This is a genomic window from Natrinema hispanicum (assembly GCF_900111485.1).
GTDB lineage: Archaea > Halobacteriota > Halobacteria > Halobacteriales > Natrialbaceae > Natrinema > Natrinema hispanicum_A.
Map to the genome: position 1 here is coordinate 1 of NZ_FOIC01000046.1, position 14,705 is coordinate 14,705.

The following is a 14,705-nucleotide window of genomic DNA, read 5'->3' on the forward strand; positions in this document are numbered from 1 at the left end:
AGTCCGGAAGACGTGTCTCTCATGGATCGCACCGAGGAAGCGTCGGTCGAAGAAGTGTGGGAAGCACTGAGTGAGTGGAAAACGCTCAAACAACGCGCAGAGCTGTTAGATACAGCACGTCAGAACGACCATCCCTCGAGTGGCGGTGCCAAAGTCGATGCCTGAACGCCGGCCAGTTGACGACGATACTGTCCCAGAGGTCGGTGGCATCGATACCGACATTCTCGAACAAATTGGGCAGCATCTTGAACGAACCAATCGCTTTTCAGAGACCGTCTTTCAGCCGGAGTACGCACCAAGTTCAGTCGTCGCTGAATACGACATGGGGTACTTTCCAACTGCTATCGAGCGTGCGTATCTTCAGGTTCGCTGGTACGAGACAGACGATTTCAACATCCACTACTCTGAACAATACGACACCGGAGACCGCTGGGAGTGTCGGTGGGACCGCCATCCAAATGATCACAATACTCGCTCACATTTTCATCCGCCTCCAGATGCAGCGACACCAGGGGATGATGTAGAGTATGAGGAAGACTGGCGAGATATACTCTCGGACGTACTTGGCGACTTAGACGATCGAATCGAAGCGTTTTGGGAGTAAATCTGACCGCATCTCACTCATATCAGTACATCTTTGTGAGACTATCTATATTTTCTATCAGCGGCGTTGGATTCGAACCACTGTTTGGAAGCACCGGGTGACCCAACGCCGCCTTTTGATCGTGACTGACAGAGTGGAATGACTGTTCGTTGAAAGAGTCTGTGGTGCTGCCAAATAGTCGCCGGAAGTCTGAAGTCCATGGACTTCGAACAAGTGACTATGACTGCTGACGATCGAATTCGTCCTGACGGCGGGATCGATGCATTAGATCCACCACCAACAGACATTCTGGATGAGGAAACGCTCGAGCCAAAGGCGCTGGCCCAGAATGCGCCGAAGCTCGAGATAGTGATGCAACTCCTCAACCAGCCAGCACTCGCTCGTGTTTACGTGTATGTCTGCTACTGGGGGCCCGTTTCACCGCCAGAGATCATGGACGCCCTCGAGCTCTCAAAATCGACGACGTACGAATACGTCGATCAGCTGGTTGACGTTGGGCTCGTTGATCGAGATGAATCGACGCGTCCGCAGCAGTTGACTGCTGAGCCCCTCATCATTGTCGAGCAGTACGCGCCGATCGTGATCACACCAACAGTCCTGCATGCGCTTGCACTCCAGGAGGTTGACGACGATATCGACTACTTCTTGGACCGTTACGGAACTGGAAAACTCATCGCTGCACTAAGGGGTGCAGGGCTCCATTTCGCGGGGAAGACGACCCAGCGGATGGTCGCCACCGATATCGATGTTCGGGAGACAGAGGCGATGATGATCATCTATGCGCTCCAGCCTGCACTCGCTGTTGGGAGAGAACACGACCCGTTCTTCGAGTATCTGTTTCCCGATGTCGCCGACCAGATGGAACTTCCTGATCTCGACGGTGCAGATGGTGCCCCAGCGAAGTCAGAGCCGCACGAGTGAGTCTGTTCGATGGGCCATGCAAATCTACTATCGGCTGAGAAGGACGAACAGTCGTTGGTGTGGACGTGAACGAGGACAACGTGGCTCTGACCGCGCTCTCTGAGGATGGCGTTGAGGACACGCTTGTCATCGACTTCCCCGAAATCAAGTTCGAGCGTCACCGCTACTTCACGATGCGAAAGCGAGTACAGAACGCGGGGAAAGGTAGTATCCACGACACGCTGGAAGGGCGTGAGGAGCGGTTCGTTCGCGACCGGCTCCACAAAGTGTCTCGACATACTGTGGAGTGGAGCCGTCAGTTCGAGAAGCCGTGCATCGTCTTTGAAGACCTCAAAGAGATGCGCGACAGTATCGACTACGGTACCCGGATGAACCGACGCTTGCACCACCTCCCGTTCCGCGCCCTCCAATACTACACGTCGTACAAAGCGTCGTTCGAGGGGATTCCGTCTGCATGGATTAACCCCAAGTACACCAGTCAGCGGTGTTCGATATGCGGACACACGGAGCGAGCGAACCGTTATAAAAAGCGGTTCAAGTGTCGGGACTGTGGGCACCAAGACCACAGCGACCGTGGTGCAAGTGTCAATATCGCCGTAAAAGGCGTGAAGAAACTCAATTGGAATGTGCCTGCTCTCAACAGCCTTCCCGTTGTTCGGAAGGTGTCGTTCGAAAGACGGAGTCTTTCGTGATCACGAAAATCGAAGATTTTCGGACGACGACGGCAGGCATCGGGGGCCGTGGACGCCCCGACCGTGACCCATCCAACCGTTCGAGGCTATCAGGCCGATGGTCGGATGGGAGTGTCCGACTAACCCACGGGAAGCCTCGGGGCTTGACCCCGAGGCGGTTCACGGATTAGCGGACATCATTGGCGATGACCCAGGCGACTCGATGCGATTAATCTGCGTCGATCCAGTCGTCTCGTGCGTTCTGTACTACCTCCTAATCTCGGAAGCTTCATCACTCAATACATATACATACATTCAAACATGTACGATCTCACCAAATTCCAGCGTGACATCTTATACGTGATCGCCGGCCAAGACGAGCCACATGGCCTCGCGGTCCAAGATGAACTCGAGGAGTACTATGAGAACGAGATCCACCACGGGCGACTGTATCCGAATCTCGACGAGGTCGTCGACAAAGGGCTCGTCGAGAAAGGCAAGGTCGATCGTCGGACGAACTCCTACACGATTACAGCGCGTGGCCGACGCGAACTCGAGGCCCGGCGAGAGTGGGAAGAGCAGTACGTCGGTGAGTTACTCTCGAGTTCGGAGTGAGACGGTTACGACCCTGAGCGTGCATACTGAGTCGGCTCCTCGAATGTCGTTCCATTCCGATCACTGTCTCAGGATGTCGTGAACGGAAAGAGAGTCGGCTAGTAATATAAAGAACCGACTAGTTGGATCAGCTTACATCTACGTACGTATAGAATAACAAATATCATCTCGCCTGAATGGCTGGGCCATGGACGACCTCACAGGATTCCAACGAGACCTGCTGTACGTGATCGCGGGCGCTGACCAGCCATCTGGACAGGATGTCAAAGACGAGATCGAGCAGTACTACAGTTCAGAGATCAATCATGGTCGGCTATACCCGAATCTCGATACGGTCGTGAATAAGGAACTCGTCGAGAAAGGACAACTCGACAGGCGCACAAACTACTACGCAATTACAGACGAGGGAGAGCAAGCGATCGAGGATCGTTATGAGTGGGAATCCCAGTACACCGACTAATCGAAATCGGAAGCGATTTGGATTCTTGCTTTGCCCTCCCGAATCGGTAAGTACAGTGACGGTACTGAGCGTTGCTACCGACAGCTATCTTAATACAGCGAGAGAATCCCGCCCTTCCGGAGAGTGACGAGTGTTCCGACGTACTGTCGGAACCGAGGAGCGAACAGGGCGGGAGTGAATCGCGTAAGCTCTGGGCAACAGCCCACTCGGTTTCTCCCTTCTGAATACCCCACGTCACAAGAATTATCCGTCTTGGGTGTCTCGTATCTGGAGAGGCCAAATGGAGGATCATCTGCAAACCGGGTCGCACACAGTATACGCGCTCCAGTATCACTTCGTGACCGTCACGAAGTACCGTGCCGATATTCTCACGGATGAGCGGCTTGAGCGTGTCGCTGAAATCGCCCACGACATTGCAGATGACTTCGAGGCTGACATCAAGAACGTGGACGGCGGAACCGACCACGTTCACATCCTGTTTCGGACCAAACCAACCACAGACCTCACGAAGTTCATCAACTCGCTCAAAGGTGTCACGTCCCGCCGGATTCGGTCGGAGTTTCCCGAAGTGACACAGACGCTCGAAGATGCGTTCTGGCAACCCGGGTACTTCCTCGCCACGACCGGCCAAGTGAGCATCGACGTGCTAATGGACTACGTGGACGACCAGTAGCATGACCGCGACAACCACGAAAACGCTGGAAGCCACGCTCGCTCCGCCGACAGCACACAAAGAGCGGAAACTGTGTGACCTCCTCGAAATCTACCGTGAGGGACTACATGAGGCGTTCGACGCCGGGTGTGACACGATGAGTGCAACCAGCGACGTGGTGACGCCTTACGACCTGCCGTATCAGGCGAAAGCAGCGCTGTGCAACTACGTTCCACAACTTCATGACACCTACGACGCACAGGAGTTAGACGACAACCACCCGGTTCGGCTCACCAACCAAGCCGCCGAGTTCGACCACTCCCCGGCGCGTGACTACGAGTTCACGTGGTGGGCACCACAACCCGGTCGTGGGACGAATTTCTGGATACCGCTTCGTATTAATCCCGCCCAAGAAGGTCTGTGGCACGACCTGGTACATGGGGACGCTTCGGCGGGCCAGCTCCGACTGCAACGCCACCGCACGTCGTGGACGCTCCACGTCACTGTCGAGTTCCCGGTCAAAGAACCGGACTACGAACCAACCGACGACGACGTAACACCAGTGGGATTCGATATTGGTGAAGCCCACCTGCTCGCGGGCTGTGCCTGCGAGCAGGGCACTCCGACTCACCCACTGCTCATCAACGGTGGTCGCGCTCGTCACCTTCGCAAAGAGATGTTCACGACGCTCAAGCGACTGCAAGAGCGTGACGCCGCAGAGTGGCGGATTGACGAACGATTCGACCACTACCAGAACGCACTCACTGACATCATCGAAAAGGCGTCTCGACGTGCCGTTGAGTACGCCTGCGGGTTCGAGAAGCCAGTCCTCGTGCTGGAAGACTTGAGCTACATCCGCGAAGACCTTGATTACGGTGAGTGGATGAACCGACGCCTCCACGCATGGGCGTTCGCTCGACTCCAACAGCGCATCGAGGACAAAGCACGAGAGGCTGGACTTCCGGTTAGCTACATTCGACCGGAGTACACGAGTCAGACGTGTCACGAGTGCGGTTACATCGGGCACCGGAACGGCGACGAGTTCCGGTGCCAGAACGACGAGTGTTGGATCACAGAGTACCACGCAGACATCAACGCAGCGGTCAACATCGCTGACCGCCACGACCCGTGGGGTGAGAGCCTGCCGCTGAAACCGGCGGGCGATGACATCTCACGGGATGGGAGCGCCTGTGACAGCGCCACGACCCCCTCCGAGTAGAGCCAACCACAGCAGATGACGCTCGGAGAGGTCGGGTCGGAACCCACTGCCGGTAGTTAGCCGGTATTCCCCTGCAGGGAAGCCGCGCCGTTCACGGCGCGGAGGATGTCACACCAGCGGGGAAGATGATGCAATCGCACCTGCAACGGAGGCATCAGCGAGGAACAGTACGAAAGCGAACCATCCCTGAAATTTGTGTTCGGGCGTCCGTATCGATGCGTACACGTACGCGGCCAAGCTGACTACCATGCGCTGATCAACGAGACATATATCAATAAAGCAACTTGAAATCGTCTTCTCACCTGATCAGTACGCACACGTAGTTACCGGTTAGTACAGGCAAAGAAGCTGTCGGTAACTTATCAATTTTCTCGCTAGCCGCCAACAATCACGCATAGATTTTTTAAAGACCAGTGATATATTTGTCATATGGGCCTCTTAGAGATACTGATGTACCTATGGGCACTTGCCATCATAATCGGTAGTGTCTATACCTTCGTTCAAATGATATTAGGAAAGAGTTCTGTGGGTAACTTTTTTTTGAGAGTGTCAGAGGATTCATAGAACGTTTCGCATACCCACTCTGTGATTACCCGACGAGCGATAAGTACAGCGAATAAATATATAGGTGAATAAATATAAATTGGAAACAGGAATGAATTCTTATCCTAAATTCATGCTCGCAGCTACGACAGGGCTATTGATTGGGATTCCACTTTGGATGGCTGTTCTCTACCCTGAAATGCTCTCTCTCAGACTATTCACAAGTTCCGTATTTTGGGGTATCGTAGCCAGTCTACTACTTGTAATGCTATTCGGGTTTTGGGTCGGCCAGCGGTCAGAGTACACCTGATGTGCCTCAAAGTGGTCGCTCAATAAGAACATCTACTTACCGGCTGGTTCAATCAAAGCGGGTTGAAATAAATTGTCTGCGGGGCTTTTTATGACGTGTTCTGATTACTGTGGTTTTACAATTAGCAGCCTGTTCTCTCGGTGTGAGCCCTATGCAGATCGGGTCTCTTCTCACACATATCTGAAAAATACGAACATATATTGAGCATGGCCGCGTACAGTTAGATATGTCTGAGTTCGATCCGGCACCTGAATCTGATGCTGCTCAACGGCGGTGGCAAGAGGGTACGGACACGTTTGGTCGTGTCTACGATGTTGCCCTTGGAGTGACATCGCCCACCGCGTACACTGAGATTGCAGAGCTTGCCGATTGCTCTCCGAACGCCGCCAAAAAGCATCTCGAGCGTCTGACCGAGATGGGTATCGTTCGAACAGACCATGATAGTCGCCCTGCGCAGTACGAACGGAATGATGGGTATCTCGAGTGGCAGGAGGCTAGCCAAATTGCAGATGAACTCTCCATCGACGAGATAATCGACCGCGTGGCAGCACTCGAAGAACAGCTCACAGAGTACGAGGAGCAGTTCGGAACCACTGACCCGACAGCGGTCTCGGTTGTTGAGCATGACGACCACGAGATGGTTCATGAACGGATGACTGCGATCAGTGAGTGGCAAGGAATCATTCGAGAGATTCGACTGTACGAACTTGCTCGACAGCTCTCCCAGAACGATGGGCATCTGATTCCTGCCTGAATGAGTCGGCCACCATCGGATTCGGCCCCTGACTCGACAGGGCCACCGGATCGCCAGACGTTGCGATTGCTCGAGCGACATCTCACATCGGATTCACTCGTCGCCGAGACAGCATTCGATCCAGATTTCTACGAGCCGCGACTCCTCAAGGCGTTCCTTGATATGGAGCGATATCCAGAATCAGTCTCAGCAGCCCGGCTCGACATTCGGTGGTTCACGACTGAGGATTTCACATTTCATTATGTTGAAGATCACAACGATGGGAGCCGGTGGGAATGTCGTTGGGATCGGCATCCAAACACGCACAATGCCCGGTTGCACTTTCACCAGCCACCGGCTGCGAACGACATCACTGATCTTGAACTCCCGTCGCTCCACCCCCTCGAGGTGTACTCGACGGTGCTTACTGCGATCGAGCAGCGTCTTGAGACTCTTTGGTCTCAGTGAAGGTGCGTCTCGCTGTCCTCTCACATATAGTATTTGCGAGGATGTCAGCGGGGTTCTTCCACTGGACGGAACACTCAAACGCTTCTCTTGAGATGACCCGTGTATGAACCGAGCGATCCTCGTGGTTTCTGTGGCGCTCCTCGTCGTTCTTGCGGGATGTGCGAGCGACATTGGGAGCCCCGAGAATGCGATTGACGATTCCCAGACCGTTGGGAACGCTCTCGAGGTTGTTGACATGAACGTCAAAGAGGTGTCGCCCGACGAGGAGTACGTAGTCCTCGAGAATACCGCCGATGAATCCGTTGATTTGTCTGGGTTTGAACTCCGAGACCGAGAGGGTGGACAGGTCGATGGCGGCCTCTCTCCGTTTTCGTTTCCAAGTGAGTTCGTCTTGGAGTCTGGGGAGACGGTGAAGATAACGACCGGTGAAGGCGATCCGACGGACAACGAGCTGTATTGGGGATACAACGTGAATATCTGGCGGGACGACGGCGACGTGGTTCGGCTCGTCGATGACAACGATCAGGTCGTACTCGAGCACGCTTACGGCGATATCGATCTCGCTGAGTCTGAGTCGGACGGCGATGTAGAGGGCGATAACGGTGACGAGAGCGATGAACTCGACGGGAGCACTATCGAGGGAGAACTCGAGATTCACCACATCGACGTTGGACAAGGCGATTCGACTCTCATCGTCACGCCAGCCAATGAGACGATCCTGATCGATACTGGCGACTGGCGAGAGGACGGCAGTGAGGTCATCGCCTATCTCGAGGCCCAGGGGATCGATCGGATCGACCATCTCGTCGCGACACACGCTGATGCCGACCACATCGGTGGTCACGCTGCTGTGATCGAGCACTTCGAGACGACTGGGGAGGGTATTGGAACCGCATACGATTCGGGTGTCCCATCGGATTCTGCGACCTATGGGAACTACCTCGATACCGTCGACGAGTACGACGTCGAGCTGCTCATCGTCGAAAGCGGCGATGAGCTACCGCTTGAGGGCGATGTCTCTGCCCAGGTGATGAACCCGCCTGCTGGGGACGCTGGGAGTGACGTTAACGATAACAGTGTGGTACTGGCGCTCGAGTTTGGTGACTTCCAGTATTTGGCACCCGGTGATGTCGATACTGGCGTTGAGCAGCGCTTGGTCGACGAGTGGGAAAACGATCTCGAGAGCGATGTCTACAAGGCTGGCCATCACGGGTCATCGACCTCCTCGAGTGACGCCTTCGTAGACGCCATCGATCCGGAGACGGCTATCATCTCGAGTGCCTACGACTCACAGTACGGACATCCGAGTGACGAGGTGCTCGAACGGTTTGCCGCTCGAGAGATCGAAACGTACTGGACGGGAGTCCATGGCGATATTGTGGTTCGCACCGATGGCACGTCGATCGAGGTTGAGACGGAAGAGTTGTTCTCGACGGACCCAGAGGATATCCTCGCGGATACACCTGATTCCGACGATGAGACGAATTCCCTGATATCACCTCCGCTGGTCGCCAGTGGAATTGATGGAGCTGTCGCTCCTGCTATGGGGTGAGAACGATGGATGGGACTTACACTGGCGTTGTCGATCGAATTGAGGACGGTGAGATTGCTGTCATCTTGCTTGAGGAGAACGGGCAGGTGATCGAGCAAGTCGATGTCCCTGTGGGTCGATTGCCTGAGCCCGCTCAAACAGACGGTGGCGTGCTTTCGGTGATGCTTGAGGATGGTGACATCACGTCGATGGAATACCGACCGGACGCGACCCGAGACCGCCGTGAGTCCGCGCAGGAGAAACTGGATCGGTTATCGGAGAAATTGTCCGATCGCGAGGAGTGAGTCGACGCTGGCGGTGATGAAGAGTGACTCTCGAGGAAAAGTCTGTAGTGGACACTTGGTTCTGTTTCGAAGTTCCGTCTGATAGTCTGATAAGAGGAGAATCGTGGATTGTCAAACGCTCAGTACAGGGAAAGCACATATCGCTTCGTATAGATCCACTATCTTTTACCGTACTCAATACTATACCATAGTATAAATAATGATACCGAGGATACAGATCACGTTCGCAAAGTGATCAAAAGTGTATTAAAGAGTATTTCCGGGTAGCGGCGACTATCGTATTTTATACCTTTTTATCTGTTGTTGGACTCCTGATAGCCGCGTCATCTTTCAATAGGACCAGCATTCTATTGATTATCTTAGGATTCACTCTCGGCAGCAGCATACTCGTTCTTAGCGTCCGTGAAATTTATCGTATTTATCGATTCTACGCCCATTAAGTTCGCACCTGTAGTGCGCAGTGATTCCACGGGAATAAACAGCTAAAGAACCCGGTTTCAACAGAGCTACGTATTCTAAAACGACCCCTCCGGAGTATTTTTTCGCCCCGAGATGGGTGCGGGGCGATCGAACTGCCCCGAGATAGCGAATGACTACTGAGCGACAGCACCCACGAGACCGTGGAATTGATCGGACACCAACTCACCGGCACCCCTCCAAGCAACCCTGGTCTGGCCTTGAGTTACGCGTTCCAAACGACCGAAGTCGGGAGTCACTCATTTCGTTCGTCGAGTGTGTTCTCGTCGAACTCACACATGCAGACGTCGGTGCCGAGTATCGATCGTCGAACGTCTGGGGGGTTAAACTGACACAGTACATTGCTGCCGATACGGTTGGTGAGCGATTCAAGAAACGCCATTACGACGAACGGCTCGGCTGGCACGAGCAGACGATGTCTCGGCAGGACGTACGTGATGAACTGATCAATCGCCTCGAACGACCCGCGTCACTGGCGACGAATCAGAGTCATACCCATCCTGTTGAGGAGCCAGATACGTTCAGGGTGAAGCCGACGTGGCAACCGCGAACGGGTCGACAGCCCGGCGAAAAGTAATCACCAGCCGTCAGTACTCGAGCCTGCTGTTGAATATCAATCACGGACTCCAGTACACATCACGCAATGTCTTCGACTTGACTGTGCTTCCAGCAGCGAGTTTATTGGCGCCATGAGGCATGAGGCGCGCTCAACGGTGTGTCTCCATGTGGTTTCCAATGACTGATCCAAACCCGATTGACGACACGACAGACGATTACAGCCGGTTCGAAGCCAGACTCGTTGCCCGTGATCAGGATGCAACTCGCGTCGTGACCGCAGATCTCGGCGAGACAACCGCCCGACAGCTCGTTACGGAACTCATCGATAACGGTGTGGTGACGCCGGTCCCTGGCAAGCGGGTGTTCGTCCACGAGCCAAGTGGGACCGCCTTTTACTCGAGCACTCAGCTTGCTGTCTTCCATCGAGGCTGGACGGCTGCTCGAGATGACGTCACGGAGGAGGAGTCGTGACACAGCAGACGCTCGCAGGGTGTTCGTTCTGTGAGGCGCCACCCGGAACGGAAACTGGCACTGCATACACTTGGGGGAAAGACGAGCGAGTCAGTCACCTGATCTGAGTCGACTGTGCTATCCAGAGACGGCCAGATCCGGATAAGCGCGATCACCACGCCTGCGACGGCTGTGGGCTCGTCGTCGACGCGCTTGCAGCCCTCACGCGATTCCGCGTCGAACTCGGCCATCTCGAGGGCTCGCTACAGCTGTGTACGCGATGTAGTCCCGGTGGGCCAGCTACCTACTGGACGCGTGATCTCGAGGTGCACGTCGTGAAGACTGCATAAGTACTGGATGCGAATGTGAGAACACGCTGGAAATTCCTGTTGAGCAAGAAAATACGTCAATAGTTCTGAACAGAGAGCGACGTAACTCGCTGAACGAAGCAGAAATAATTCAGCGTGCGGTAGATATATGGCCGATCACATCGTTAGCTGGATGTAGGTGAACACTGATGGACTTGACTGATACTCCCGACGACATTCGTGATTCAACTGAGAGTCCACCTGATTTTACCGAATGGGACTCTCCTGAAGAGGTCTTGAAAGGAGGCCCAACACGAGAACGATTGCTCAGTGTTATTTTACAGTTACGGACTCCAACAAAAGTGTCCAGAATTGCAGAGCAAGCAGACTGCGATACTGAGACTGCAAGGGACTATCTTGAATGGTTCACCTCGATGGGAATGACGCGTGAGATCTCGGGACGACCTGTGAGATACGAACGCAACGAATCGTATCTCCAGTGGCGCAGAGTTGAGCAAATCCGAGACGAATATTCTGAGGCAGAGATCGTCAAAGAGCTCAAAGAGACGATGAAACGAATCGAGGAGTATCGTGCCCAGTTCGATGCTGACAGTCCGGAAGACGTGTCTCTCATGGATCGCACCGAGGAAGCGTCGGTTGAAGAAGTGTGGGAAGCACTGAGTGAGTGGAAAACGCTCAAACAACGTGCAGAGCTGTTAGATACAGCGCGTCAGAACGGCCATTCCTCGAGTGGCGGTGCCAAAGTCGATGCCTGAACGCCGGCCACCTGACGACGATACTGTCCCAGAGGTCGGTGGCATCGATACCGACATTCTCGAACAAATTGGACAGCATCTTGAACGAAGCAATCGCTTTTCAGAGACCGTCTTCCAGCCGGAGTACGCACCAAGTTCAGTCGTCGCAGAATACGACATGGGGTACTTTCCAACTGCTATCGAGCGTGCGTATCTTCAGGTTCGCTGGTACGAGACAGACGATTTCAATATCCACTACTCTGAACAATACGCCACTGGAGACCACTGGGAGTGTCGGTGGGACCGCCGTCCAAACGATCACAATACTCGCTCACATTTTCATCCACCGCCAGATGCAGCGACACCAGGGGATGATGTGGAGTATGAGGAAGACTGGCGAGATATACTCTCGGACGTACTCGGCGACTTAGACGATCGAATCGAAGCGTTTTGGGAGTGAGAGATAAGCGGGATACCTGTTGAAAGACGGTCCCCTTCAACCCCAGCGCATTCGTTCACCGATTAGGGGCTTAAACAGGATTCTCATAAAGCCAGAGCCTATATTTTGAAAACGACAGCGGTACTCGGTATCGGTATGGAGTGTCCTGCGTGTGGCGGCCCCGTCACGATAGAAGTAGGGCCGAACCAGCCGCTCTCAGCATCAGTGGCGGATGCACTGCTTGCTGCCGACGAAAACGAGCAAATCACCGTCACCCGAAATTGCTGGGCGTGTGGATGGAATGAAGAACGGTCGGTATCCATTGACTCGATCGAGATAACCGAGGGAGAGGCCCATGTTGTCAAGCGAGCCGTGCTCCTCAACGAGATCACCGACGAACTCTCGACCATCGACAGTTTGGCAACGCTCAAAGATGTTCTTGCCGAGGTCCGCCGGCAGCGTCGGCTTGAGCCAACGACCACGGAGACAGACAGAGACACCACGGTTGAATAGCGATGTCCGATGGCGACGCCCTGTACGACGTTCGTGAACGAACCGGAAACCCCGATCACGCATCGGTCGACGAGGTAGTTGAACTCGTGTTTGAGCGTGCACAGAACCCTCGAGAAGATCACCAGGACGCGCATTTCGACGCGGCGATGGCGACCGCCGTGGACAGATACGGGACAGAACCCGTCCGTACGGTTATCCGTCGCGTCCTCGTCGACCACTATCCGTTCCGTACCGCCACGACTGACCTCGAGATGCGCAACATCGACGGCATTCGTATTGGGACGACGGCCGGCTGGTTCCTTGAGGAGCTAAATGAATAGCTTATCGGGAGGCATGAGAAAACCAAGACTGTGACTGACGACGTCGCGTATCCCTCTGTTGACTTGGTCCTTGACCTTCACGAGCAGATTGTCGAGGAAGGCGACAACACGGAATCAGGGGTTCGATCAGAAGATGCAGTTGCATCTGCGTTGCAGTACGTTTCGGATGGATTTTTCGGGGAGGTCCCACAGACGATCCATGAGAAGGCAGTCCACCTGATGAGGCTGCTTGTTGCAGATCATCCGTTTGTCGACGGGAACAAGCGAACTGCACTCCGAACGGTAGTCGTCTTTTATATGCTAAACGGACACACATTCGAATACGGCGACGAAGTTCGTGCCTTATTGCACCGCTTTGCGACCGACGAAGCCGCTGTCGACACCGATACCGCAGTGATTTACTTCCGAGCGTGTGCTCGTCGCAACTGATAAAGGGACACAATGAGTATGTTCAATATAGAGATGGCGTCCAGCACCGATTCCTCGGCGACGGTCGACGAAGAAGCCCGCCGACTATACGAGCGATATCAGTCGGCCGAGAGTGATGAGGAACGCCACGAAATCGCCCTCGAGATGGGGAAACTTGACGGACGCCGCCACGCGGAGATTTACGCAGCACTCGAAGACGAGTGAGCAGTTCTTCTTCCAGAGATCTGTGTGCGGAATCGTTCAAGACCCGCGACTAGCTGAATTTCGATTTAGGGTTGTCGCCAGCTGGGTTCATTCAGCCTCGAGGTCGCGAGCATCCAGTTCGCCAGCGAGGTACTGCTCTCCCTGACGAGTGATGTCGTAGACGCCGTTGCCCAAGTGGACAAGAAGGCCGTAGGTGACTAGCGTCTTGCAGCGGGAATTGATATGTTGCCGGGAGAAGCGAACCCGGCCGCTGTCAGCCATCTCTTTGGGCGTATCGGGTCCAGCGTCAGACAAATGCTCTAAAATTCGATCGTCGGCGCGAGACATCCAGTCAGCGTCAAAGCGCATACTCAACTCTGCTTGCGCCGACACTATCCTACACGCGCTAAGTCAAGTATTGAGTCGATACGCAACTGTAGTTGACTCCAAACCATTTATGACCCGTCAAGCTGAAGCTTCGAGCGTTCAAATGGATCGATCACAGCGAACGGGGAATGGATCATCAACTGATCTTGTCGTTGAAATCATCGAAACGCTGGAAGTGTGTGGCCTCGATCGTGACGACTACCAGCTCTACGATACTGTGGATCCCGAAGCACTCGAGCAACTGCTCGCCTCATCAACGGATGATACCGAAGTCCGACTCACTGTTGAAGGCATTCGGATTGCTGTGACGCCAGACTGTGTGGACGTCCTAATTGATGATCGAACCGAAATATAAGATTAATATCATAATCGCTTTTTCGACCTCGAGGATGAGTGGGATACCAGACGTAACTGTTCACTGTGGGAATTCGCATTTTGAAGCTATCGTGAATTGCTGCCCGTGGCGATTCACTGATTGTTGAATTCAGAAATCACACCCAGCGTTTAACTCTTGAGAGTACTGATACTTAGCTAATCGATGGAGCGGCTAAACCGACGGCAAGAGAACGAAGCTCACTCAGGGCAAGAAGCAACCAAACAAAGGGGAGAACAGACCTGTCCTGAATGTGAGTCAAGTGCGCTCACGAGAAGTGCGGACGAGAGTGAGATTAGCTGCGCGGAGTGTGGGTTGGTTCTCGAAGAGGAAGCTATCGATCGAGGGCCTGAATGGCGAGCGTTCAACGCGGCAGAACGGGACAGCAAATCTCGAGTGGGTGCACCGACAACCCAAACAATGCACGACAAGGGCTTGACGACCACGATTGGATGGAAAAATAAAGACGCCGCTGGTCGCT

21 protein-coding genes and 2 pseudogenes are annotated in these 14,705 nt (G+C 54.2%); 22 read left to right on the forward strand and 1 reads right to left on the reverse strand.

Features of this window, described 5'->3' with window-relative positions; all coding sequences use genetic code 11:
* Nucleotides 1-157: 157 nt before the first annotated feature.
* The 20 genes and pseudogenes from BSG09_RS18605 to BSG09_RS21035 all read left to right on the forward strand — a co-directional run bounded on the left by BSG09_RS18605 (nucleotide 158) and on the right by BSG09_RS21035 (nucleotide 13,485).
* Nucleotides 158-604: a hypothetical protein gene (locus tag BSG09_RS18605; RefSeq protein WP_092935814.1), complete on the forward strand. Its 447-nt coding sequence runs from the start codon at nucleotides 158-160 to the stop codon at nucleotides 602-604.
* Nucleotides 605-823: 219 nt separating this feature from the next.
* On the forward strand, nucleotides 824-1,525 hold the full coding sequence (locus BSG09_RS18610; protein ID WP_130501445.1) for a DUF7437 domain-containing protein: 702 nt from the start codon (nucleotides 824-826) through the stop codon (nucleotides 1,523-1,525).
* Nucleotides 1,526-1,563: 38 nt separating this feature from the next.
* Nucleotides 1,564-2,340 (forward strand): annotated as a pseudogene (locus BSG09_RS18615) (RNA-guided endonuclease TnpB family protein); the annotation flags it as partial.
* Nucleotides 2,341-2,517: 177 nt separating this feature from the next.
* Nucleotides 2,518-2,811, forward strand: a complete 294-nt coding sequence (locus BSG09_RS18625; protein WP_092935820.1) for a PadR family transcriptional regulator — start codon at nucleotides 2,518-2,520, stop codon at nucleotides 2,809-2,811.
* 187 nt (nucleotides 2,812-2,998) lie between these two features.
* The gene (locus tag BSG09_RS18630; RefSeq protein ID WP_092935822.1) at nucleotides 2,999-3,271 is read left to right on the forward strand and encodes a PadR family transcriptional regulator; all 273 of its coding nucleotides are present in this window, start codon (nucleotides 2,999-3,001) and stop codon (nucleotides 3,269-3,271) included.
* Between the two features lie 280 nt (nucleotides 3,272-3,551).
* Nucleotides 3,552-3,944: an IS200/IS605 family transposase gene (tnpA, locus tag BSG09_RS18635; protein WP_092935824.1), complete on the forward strand. Its 393-nt coding sequence runs from the start codon at nucleotides 3,552-3,554 to the stop codon at nucleotides 3,942-3,944.
* A 1-nt stretch (nucleotide 3,945) separates the two neighbouring features.
* Nucleotides 3,946-5,142: an RNA-guided endonuclease TnpB family protein gene (locus BSG09_RS18640; RefSeq protein ID WP_092935826.1), complete on the forward strand. Its 1,197-nt coding sequence runs from the start codon at nucleotides 3,946-3,948 to the stop codon at nucleotides 5,140-5,142.
* A gap of 1,079 nt (nucleotides 5,143-6,221) precedes the next feature.
* Nucleotides 6,222-6,749 carry a winged helix-turn-helix domain-containing protein gene (locus tag BSG09_RS18645; protein ID WP_092935828.1) on the forward strand — a complete coding sequence of 176 codons (528 nt, stop codon included), beginning with the start codon at nucleotides 6,222-6,224 and terminating at the stop codon, nucleotides 6,747-6,749.
* Nucleotides 6,750-7,196 (forward strand): hypothetical protein, encoded by a 447-nt coding sequence (locus BSG09_RS21775; protein ID WP_092935830.1) that lies wholly within the window; start codon nucleotides 6,750-6,752, stop codon nucleotides 7,194-7,196.
* 103 nt (nucleotides 7,197-7,299) lie between these two features.
* On the forward strand, nucleotides 7,300-8,748 hold the full coding sequence (locus BSG09_RS21780; protein WP_092935832.1) for an MBL fold metallo-hydrolase: 1,449 nt from the start codon (nucleotides 7,300-7,302) through the stop codon (nucleotides 8,746-8,748).
* Nucleotides 8,749-8,753: 5 nt separating this feature from the next.
* Nucleotides 8,754-9,032 carry a DUF3006 domain-containing protein gene (locus BSG09_RS18660; RefSeq protein ID WP_092935834.1) on the forward strand — a complete coding sequence of 93 codons (279 nt, stop codon included), beginning with the start codon at nucleotides 8,754-8,756 and terminating at the stop codon, nucleotides 9,030-9,032.
* A gap of 589 nt (nucleotides 9,033-9,621) precedes the next feature.
* The gene (locus BSG09_RS18665) at nucleotides 9,622-10,086 is read left to right on the forward strand and encodes a hypothetical protein (RefSeq protein ID WP_092935836.1); all 465 of its coding nucleotides are present in this window, start codon (nucleotides 9,622-9,624) and stop codon (nucleotides 10,084-10,086) included.
* 158 nt (nucleotides 10,087-10,244) lie between these two features.
* Complete coding sequence (locus tag BSG09_RS18670) at nucleotides 10,245-10,538, forward strand: hypothetical protein (RefSeq protein ID WP_092935838.1); 294 nt, start codon at nucleotides 10,245-10,247, stop codon at nucleotides 10,536-10,538.
* A pseudogene (locus tag BSG09_RS21460) lies at nucleotides 10,535-10,867 on the forward strand (DUF7558 family protein). The gene BSG09_RS18670 and the pseudogene BSG09_RS21460 overlap by 4 nt, the downstream one beginning before the upstream one ends.
* A 167-nt stretch (nucleotides 10,868-11,034) precedes the next feature.
* A complete protein-coding gene (locus tag BSG09_RS18680; RefSeq protein WP_049912077.1) occupies nucleotides 11,035-11,601 on the forward strand; it encodes a DUF7342 family protein in 567 nt (188 codons plus the stop codon).
* Nucleotides 11,594-12,040 carry a hypothetical protein gene (locus tag BSG09_RS18685; RefSeq protein ID WP_092935840.1) on the forward strand — a complete coding sequence of 149 codons (447 nt, stop codon included), beginning with the start codon at nucleotides 11,594-11,596 and terminating at the stop codon, nucleotides 12,038-12,040. The genes BSG09_RS18680 and BSG09_RS18685 overlap by 8 nt, the downstream gene beginning before the upstream one ends.
* Before the next feature lie 135 nt (nucleotides 12,041-12,175).
* Nucleotides 12,176-12,532 carry a hypothetical protein gene (locus tag BSG09_RS18690; protein ID WP_049912076.1) on the forward strand — a complete coding sequence of 119 codons (357 nt, stop codon included), beginning with the start codon at nucleotides 12,176-12,178 and terminating at the stop codon, nucleotides 12,530-12,532.
* A gap of 2 nt (nucleotides 12,533-12,534) precedes the next feature.
* Nucleotides 12,535-12,852, forward strand: a complete 318-nt coding sequence (locus tag BSG09_RS18695) for a hypothetical protein (RefSeq protein WP_049912075.1) — start codon at nucleotides 12,535-12,537, stop codon at nucleotides 12,850-12,852.
* Between the two features lie 30 nt (nucleotides 12,853-12,882).
* Nucleotides 12,883-13,281: a type II toxin-antitoxin system death-on-curing family toxin gene (locus BSG09_RS20455; RefSeq protein ID WP_139246277.1), complete on the forward strand. Its 399-nt coding sequence runs from the start codon at nucleotides 12,883-12,885 to the stop codon at nucleotides 13,279-13,281.
* Between the two features lie 33 nt (nucleotides 13,282-13,314).
* Entirely contained in the window at nucleotides 13,315-13,485 is a 171-nt protein-coding gene (locus BSG09_RS21035; RefSeq protein ID WP_008015348.1) for a hypothetical protein, read from the forward strand.
* A gap of 87 nt (nucleotides 13,486-13,572) precedes the next feature.
* Here the strand turns inward: BSG09_RS21035 and BSG09_RS18705 are convergent, their stop codons facing one another.
* The gene (locus BSG09_RS18705; RefSeq protein ID WP_008015347.1) at nucleotides 13,573-13,833 is read right to left on the reverse strand and encodes a hypothetical protein; all 261 of its coding nucleotides are present in this window, start codon (nucleotides 13,831-13,833) and stop codon (nucleotides 13,573-13,575) included.
* Between the two features lie 121 nt (nucleotides 13,834-13,954).
* Here BSG09_RS18705 and BSG09_RS18710 point away from each other — a divergent pair, with 121 nt between their 5' ends.
* Nucleotides 13,955-14,206: a HalOD1 output domain-containing protein gene (locus BSG09_RS18710; RefSeq protein WP_008015346.1), complete on the forward strand. Its 252-nt coding sequence runs from the start codon at nucleotides 13,955-13,957 to the stop codon at nucleotides 14,204-14,206.
* Nucleotides 14,207-14,389: 183 nt separating this feature from the next.
* The coding region (locus BSG09_RS18715) for a TFIIB-type zinc ribbon-containing protein (RefSeq protein WP_277613177.1) at nucleotides 14,390-14,705 on the forward strand (316 nt) is incomplete at its 3' end.

What these genes read in the sequence shown, in the direction of transcription:
- BSG09_RS18605 (WP_092935814.1), top strand. Translation starts at nt 158, where the DNA reads ATGCCTGAACGCCGGCCAGTTGACGACGATACTGTCCCAGAGGTCGGT.
- BSG09_RS18610 (WP_130501445.1), top strand. Translation starts at nt 824, where the DNA reads ATGACTGCTGACGATCGAATTCGTCCTGACGGCGGGATCGATGCATTA.
- BSG09_RS18625 (WP_092935820.1), top strand. Translation starts at nt 2,518, where the DNA reads ATGTACGATCTCACCAAATTCCAGCGTGACATCTTATACGTGATCGCC.
- BSG09_RS18630 (WP_092935822.1), top strand. Translation starts at nt 2,999, where the DNA reads ATGGACGACCTCACAGGATTCCAACGAGACCTGCTGTACGTGATCGCG.
- tnpA (WP_092935824.1), top strand. Translation starts at nt 3,552, where the DNA reads ATGGAGGATCATCTGCAAACCGGGTCGCACACAGTATACGCGCTCCAG.
- BSG09_RS18640 (WP_092935826.1), top strand. Translation starts at nt 3,946, where the DNA reads ATGACCGCGACAACCACGAAAACGCTGGAAGCCACGCTCGCTCCGCCG.
- BSG09_RS18645 (WP_092935828.1), top strand. Translation starts at nt 6,222, where the DNA reads ATGTCTGAGTTCGATCCGGCACCTGAATCTGATGCTGCTCAACGGCGG.
- BSG09_RS21775 (WP_092935830.1), top strand. Translation starts at nt 6,750, where the DNA reads ATGAGTCGGCCACCATCGGATTCGGCCCCTGACTCGACAGGGCCACCG.
- BSG09_RS21780 (WP_092935832.1), top strand. Translation starts at nt 7,300, where the DNA reads ATGAACCGAGCGATCCTCGTGGTTTCTGTGGCGCTCCTCGTCGTTCTT.
- BSG09_RS18660 (WP_092935834.1), top strand. Translation starts at nt 8,754, where the DNA reads ATGGATGGGACTTACACTGGCGTTGTCGATCGAATTGAGGACGGTGAG.
- BSG09_RS18665 (WP_092935836.1), top strand. Translation starts at nt 9,622, where the DNA reads ATGACTACTGAGCGACAGCACCCACGAGACCGTGGAATTGATCGGACA.
- BSG09_RS18670 (WP_092935838.1), top strand. Translation starts at nt 10,245, where the DNA reads ATGACTGATCCAAACCCGATTGACGACACGACAGACGATTACAGCCGG.
- BSG09_RS18680 (WP_049912077.1), top strand. Translation starts at nt 11,035, where the DNA reads ATGGACTTGACTGATACTCCCGACGACATTCGTGATTCAACTGAGAGT.
- BSG09_RS18685 (WP_092935840.1), top strand. Translation starts at nt 11,594, where the DNA reads ATGCCTGAACGCCGGCCACCTGACGACGATACTGTCCCAGAGGTCGGT.
- BSG09_RS18690 (WP_049912076.1), top strand. Translation starts at nt 12,176, where the DNA reads ATGGAGTGTCCTGCGTGTGGCGGCCCCGTCACGATAGAAGTAGGGCCG.
- BSG09_RS18695 (WP_049912075.1), top strand. Translation starts at nt 12,535, where the DNA reads ATGTCCGATGGCGACGCCCTGTACGACGTTCGTGAACGAACCGGAAAC.
- BSG09_RS21035 (WP_008015348.1), top strand. Translation starts at nt 13,315, where the DNA reads ATGGCGTCCAGCACCGATTCCTCGGCGACGGTCGACGAAGAAGCCCGC.
- BSG09_RS18705 (WP_008015347.1), bottom strand. Translation starts at nt 13,833, where the DNA reads ATGCGCTTTGACGCTGACTGGATGTCTCGCGCCGACGATCGAATTTTA.
- BSG09_RS18710 (WP_008015346.1), top strand. Translation starts at nt 13,955, where the DNA reads ATGGATCGATCACAGCGAACGGGGAATGGATCATCAACTGATCTTGTC.